Raw genomic sequence first — 5,485 nt, 5'->3', positions numbered from 1 at the left:
TCGGCGACCTTGGGTTCGCCGCGATGCCAGGTGCGCGATCCGATGTCGAAATGGCCCTTCTTCCAGGCCTCGAACTCGCGCTCGCTGCCGAAGAAGGCGTTGCGATCGACGTCGCCGGTGATGCCGGGCACGCGCCCGGTGGTGGTGAACTGCCAGAACTCCCAGCGATCGCGGGCGTAGCGCTTGGCCAGGGGCGCCGCCGTCGAGCGCAGCCAGAAGGGATGCTCGTTGAGTTCTCCCTCCAGCACGTCCTCGTGGAAGTTGATGTCGGTGTAGATGATCGGCTTCTTGCCGGTGTGCTCGCGCAGCCCCTTCAGCATCTCGTTGATCTTGGCGAGGGCGAGCTCGCGCGAGATCTTGCGGGTGCATTGGGAATCGTTCTGCCATTCGACGTCGAGGACGGGTGGCAGCGCGTCCGGATCGCGCGGGATATGCTTCTTGATCCAGCGCACCTGGTCCTTGGCGGACCGGCACCACCAGACGAAATGATAGGCGCTGCGCGGAATGCCGTGCTTCTTCGCCTCGGCCCAGTTGCGCCTGAAATTGGGGTCGAGATGGTCGCCGCCTTCGGTCGCCTTGATGAAGGCGAAGCGGGTGCCTGCGTCCTTGACCCGGGCCCAGTCGATCTCGCCCTGCCAGCGCGAGACGTCGATGCCCTGGATGACCTTGCGGCGGGCGTCGCGGACGCCATGGTGCGGGGAGCTGTCGCCCTTCTTCGGATAGAGCGCCAGCGCCGGCTCAACGAGGCATGTCATGAATGCCGCAAGGGCGAGGGCCCCGAGCCCGATTCTTCCGCTGGTCAGCTTGCCCGCTGGCATGTGTCTCTCCCGCATCACAGGTCCAGATGGCGGGAGCGTGGTTAAGCGCTGGTTAGAATTGCAGCGCAATCGAACGAAGAGTTTCAGCCTTGGTTAACCGCAGGGCGGAGGGGCTCCCTCAGTCGTCGAGTTCGGTGTCCTGGGCGGCGGTCGCCGCGACACGGCTCGACTGGAAGGCGGAGGTCATCGGCGGCACGCTGCCGGGGATGCGCGCGACGGGGACGTTTTCCGGAATCGGAGCGGGCGTCGGCGCCGGGCCCGGCATGGCGGGATGCTCGGGGCCGGGCGAGGGCTGCGGCGGCACCTTGTCGCGCTGCTCCCAGCGGCGCGTGCCGATGTCGAACTCGCCACGGATCCAGCCGGCATACTGAGCCTCGGTGCCGAAGAAGGCGTTGCGGTCGACATCGCCCTTGATGCCGGGCACGCGCCCGGTGGTGGTGAACTGCCAAAAGGCCCAGGTGCGGTTGTTGTAGCGCGTCTCGGGCAGGGCCGCGGTCGAGCGGATCCAGTAGGGGTAGTTGTTGAACTGGCCTTCCAGCACGTCCTTGTGGAAGGTGATGTCGGTGTAGATCACCGGCTTCTTGCCGGTGAGCTGCTCGAGTTCGGTCAGCATGAGCTGGATCTTCTCGCGCGCCAGCTCGCGGTCGATCTTCTGCGGGCAGGTGCGGGAGTGGCCGTTCCACTCGACGTCGAGGACCGGCGGCAGGGCATCGGGATCGTTCGGGATCTGCTGCTTGAACCAGACCGCCTGCTCATGCGCCGGGCGGCACCAGTAGACGAAGTGGTAGGCGCCGCGCGGGATGCCGGCGCGGCGGGCGCCTTCCCAGTTGCGCTGGAACGAGGGGTCGACATGGTCGCCGCCCTCGGTCGCCTTCATGTAGACGAAACGGGTGCCGGCCGCCCGCACCGCGCTCCAGTCGATCTCACCCTGCCAGCGCGAGATGTCGATGCCGTGAATCGGATATTGGTGGGCCGCCGCGACGCCCGGATGCGGGCGCGCATCGCCTTTCGACGGATAGTTGTCGAGCGCGACGCAGCCGCCGAGGGCCGCAAGAGCGACGGCAGCCAGAAAGGGCACGAGGCGGCGGGACATGGGGCGGGCGTTCATCTGGCGGAGAATTGCGGAGAATGCTTGACGGCCGGTTTACGTTACCAAAGTTCTGCCGCCTGTCAGCCCGATCCGCGGCAGCTCTGCGATTCGGCACTCGGCGTCGTCGATTCGCGGCTGCGGCGGAAGGTGAGGCTGTCGCTGCAAGGACTTGCCGCAGGCCGGAAACACGAAAGGCGACCCGAAGGTCGCCTTTCGCTGGACACTGTCCGAATTTGGTGCGGTCGAGAGGACTCGAACCTCCACGGGTCTCCCCGCTACCACCTCAAGGTAGTGCGTCTACCAGTTCCGCCACGACCGCAGCTCGGTTCCGGTTGCGGGCGGTGCATCCGGTGAGCGGCGCCGATCTAGCAAATCGAATCCGAGGCCACAAGGGCCTCCGTGAGGAAAAACGAAGGAAGGCGAGTTTTCCCCAGATCGGCTGTCTCAGGCGGCCTGAGCGACGCTCTGCAGCGTGTAGATCGTCGGGCGCTTCAGCATCTGGGTGATCTCGACGGAGATGCGCGAGCCGCTGACCACGACGATTCCCTTGGCGAAGGGGTGATTGTTCGCGAGAATCTGCACTTCGTCGGTCTCGCTCGCATTGAGCTCGATGATCGCGCCGCGGCCGAGCCGCAGCAGCTTGTAGATCGGCATATGGGTCTGGCCCAGTACCACCGTGAGCTCGACGGGAACGAGATCGAGATCGGCCTTCAAACCCTGCCTCCGGAACCCTACTTCAGAATTGGACCAGCCAAACTTGCCTGCCCGGCGCTTTTGGGCGCATGAGGCTCGTCGACGGCCGCGCCGGATGTGCCGGCCGGGAAAGATTGAATGGAACATGGTTAAGCCATGGTGAAGATGCGCGAGGAGCTCGCTGTCTCGCTCCTGCCGGAAGCGGGTTCCGAGCCGGTGGAATGGGTCGTGGCGGAGGGGCTGGTCGGCTATGGCGACGCCGTCGCCGAGATGGAGGCGCGTGCGGCGCTGATCGCGGATGGCGCGGCGCGCGAGCGCGTCTGGCTGGTCGAGCACCCGCCGCTCTACACCGCCGGAACCTCGGCGCGGGACGAGGATCTGATCACCCCCGAGCGATTCCCGGTCTTCAGGTCGGGCCGGGGTGGGCAGTTCACCTATCACGGCCCCGGCCAGCGCGTGGCCTATGTCATGCTCGACCTGAAGCGTCGCCAGCCGGATCTGCGCCGCTTTGTCGCCGCGCTGGAAGGCTGGCTCATCGCTGCGCTCGACGGCTTCAACATCCGCGGCGAACGGCGGGAGGACCGCGTCGGCGTCTGGGTGCGTCGGCCGGAGAAGGGAACGGGAACCGAGGACAAGATCGCCGCGATCGGCATCCGCGTCCGCCGCTGGGTCTCGTTCCACGGCATCTCGCTCAATGTCGAGCCGGACCTTTCCCATTTCGACGGCATCGTGCCCTGCGGCGTAAGCCAGTATGGCGTGACCTCGCTCGTCGACCTCGGCCTGCCGGTGACCATGCCCGAGGTCGATTCGGTCCTGCGCGAGGCGTTCGAGCGCGTCTTCGGCCCGACCGTCTCCGCCTGATTTACCCCTCGTTAGCCATGCGGAGCCCATCTTCGGCCGGGGACTGGGCCAAAGCATGGGGACGACAATGCGTGCTTTTCTTCTGGCCGGCGGCATCGCCGTCTTGCTCGCGGCCTGCAACACGACCGACCAGCGCATCGCCGGGGCGGCTGCCGGGGCAGGGGCGGGCGCGCTCGTCGGCGGGCCGATCGGGGCTGTCGCGGGCGGGGCGATCGGAGCGGTGGCGGCGCCATCCGTGACCGGCTCGATCAACAAGATGAGCGAGTGAACCGGAGCACCGGCGCGGAATTGCACGGCCGCGTCCGCGCGTCCGTGCCGGTTGGCGTTTTCGACAGGCCGCGCCATAACCCTCGGCAAAGATTGTCGTCGAGGGAGCGCGCCCGTGCCTGTCATCGAGAGCAAGGTCGATCTGAGTTCGGCCGAAACGCGCGCCAATGCCGAAGCCTGGGCCACGCTGCGCGGCGAATTGCAGGAAAAGCGGGCGACGGCGGCACTGGGCGGCAACGCCAAATCGCGCGAGCGCCATACGGCGCGCGGCAAGCTCCTGCCGCGTGAGCGCGTGCTGCGGCTGACCGATCCGGGCTCGGCCTTCCTCGAGATCGGCTCGCTCGCCGCCTTCGGCATGTATGAGGGGGATGTCCACGGCGCCGGCATGATCGCGGGCATCGGCCGCGTCGCGGGCCGGGAATGCATGATCGTCTGCAACGATGCGACGATCAAGGGCGGCACCTACTATCCGATGACGGTGAAGAAGCATTTGCGCGCGCAGGAGATCGCGCGCGAGAACCGCTTGCCCTGCATCTATCTCGTCGATTCCGGCGGCGCGAACCTGCCGCACCAGACCGAGGTCTTCCCCGATCGCGAGCATTTCGGCCGCATCTTCTACAATCAGGCGACGCTCTCGGCCGAGGGCATCCCCCAGGTCGCGGTGGTGATGGGGTCCTGCACCGCCGGCGGCGCCTATGTGCCGGCGATGTCGGACGAGACGGTCATCGTCAGGAAGCAGGGCACGATCTTTCTCGGTGGCCCGCCGCTGGTGAAAGCCGCGACGGGCGAGGTGGTTTCGGCCGAGGATCTCGGTGGCGCCGACGTCCATGCGCGGCTCTCGGGCGTCGCCGACCACTATGCCGGGGACGACACCCATGCGCTCGCCATTGCCCGGCGCATTGCCGGCAACCTCAACAGCGTGAAGCGGCCGGATATCGACATCGCCGAACCGGTCGAGCCGCTCTACGATCCGGCCGAGCTCGAAGCGGTGGTGCCCACCGATCTCAAGAAGCAGTACGATATCCGCGAGGTGATCGCGCGCCTCGTCGACGGCTCGGAGTTCGACGAGTTCAAGAAGCTCTATGGCACGACGCTGGTCACCGGCTTTGCCCGCATCCACGGCATCCCTGTCGGGATCATCGCCAATAACGGCATCCTGTTCTCGGAAAGCGCGCTGAAGGGCGCGCATTTCATCGAGCTCTGCTGCCAGCGGCGGATTCCGCTGCTCTTCCTGCAGAACATCACCGGCTTCATGGTCGGCCGCGATGTCGAGACCCGCGGCATCGCCAAGGACGGTGCGAAACTCGTCACGGCCGTGGCCTCGGCGCGGGTGCCCAAGATCACGGTCCTGGTCGGCGGCTCCTTCGGCGCCGGCAATTACGGGATGTGCGGGCGGGCCTATTCGCCGCGCTTCCTGTTCACCTGGCCGAACTCGCGGATATCGGTGATGGGCGGCGAGCAGGCGGCGAGCGTGCTCGCCACAGTCCGCCGCGATAACATCGAGGCCGAGGGAAAGAGCTGGCCGGCGGCAGAGGAAGAGGCGTTCAAGGCGCCGATCCGCAGCCGGTACGAGGAGGAAGGCTCGCCCTATTTCGCCACGGCGCGGCTCTGGGACGACGGTATCATCCTGCCTTCCGAGACGCGCCGCGTGCTGGCGCTGGCTTTCTCTGCCACCCTCAATGCCGACGTGCCCGAGACGAAGTTCGGCGTGTTCCGGATGTGACGATTCGGGGCGGCGGGCGCATTCCCGCCGTCA

The 5,485-nt window shown here is 66.8% G+C and carries 5 protein-coding genes, 1 tRNA gene and 1 pseudogene; 3 read left to right on the top strand and 4 right to left on the bottom strand.

The annotated features are described in order from the left end of the window. From ACIPIA_RS09580 to ACIPIA_RS09565, 4 genes and pseudogenes are all read right to left on the bottom strand, one after another. On the bottom strand, positions 1–755 hold a 755-nt coding region (locus tag ACIPIA_RS09580; protein WP_400508907.1), incomplete at its 3' end, for a glycoside hydrolase family 25 protein. Positions 756–1,155: 400 nt separating this feature from the next. Next, a pseudogene (locus tag ACIPIA_RS09575) lies at positions 1,156–1,926 on the bottom strand (glycoside hydrolase family 25 protein); the annotation flags it as partial. Between the two features lie 216 nt (positions 1,927–2,142). Further along, a tRNA-Leu gene (locus tag ACIPIA_RS09570) sits at positions 2,143–2,227 on the bottom strand. A gap of 125 nt (positions 2,228–2,352) precedes the next feature. Continuing rightward, positions 2,353–2,622 (bottom strand): FliM/FliN family flagellar motor switch protein, encoded by a 270-nt coding sequence (locus ACIPIA_RS09565; RefSeq protein ID WP_400508905.1) that lies wholly within the window; start codon positions 2,620–2,622, stop codon positions 2,353–2,355. Positions 2,623–2,757: 135 nt separating this feature from the next. Between ACIPIA_RS09565 and lipB the strand changes: the two genes are divergently transcribed. The 3 genes from lipB (at position 2,758) to ACIPIA_RS09550 (ending at position 5,452) form a co-directional block, all read left to right on the top strand. Then, positions 2,758–3,462, top strand: coding sequence for a lipoyl(octanoyl) transferase LipB (gene lipB / locus ACIPIA_RS09560; RefSeq protein ID WP_400508903.1), 705 nt, complete (start codon positions 2,758–2,760; stop codon positions 3,460–3,462). Between the two features lie 67 nt (positions 3,463–3,529). Continuing rightward, positions 3,530–3,730, top strand: coding sequence for a hypothetical protein (locus tag ACIPIA_RS09555; RefSeq protein ID WP_400508901.1), 201 nt, complete (start codon positions 3,530–3,532; stop codon positions 3,728–3,730). 114 nt (positions 3,731–3,844) lie between these two features. Then, positions 3,845–5,452, top strand: a complete 1,608-nt coding sequence (locus tag ACIPIA_RS09550) for a carboxyl transferase domain-containing protein (RefSeq protein ID WP_400508899.1) — start codon at positions 3,845–3,847, stop codon at positions 5,450–5,452. The last annotated feature ends 33 nt before the right edge of the window (positions 5,453–5,485 follow it).

Source organism: Allobosea sp. CER48, from assembly GCF_044752385.1.
GTDB lineage: Bacteria > Pseudomonadota > Alphaproteobacteria > Rhizobiales > Beijerinckiaceae > Allobosea.
This window is presented reverse-complemented; position numbering and strand designations above follow the sequence as displayed.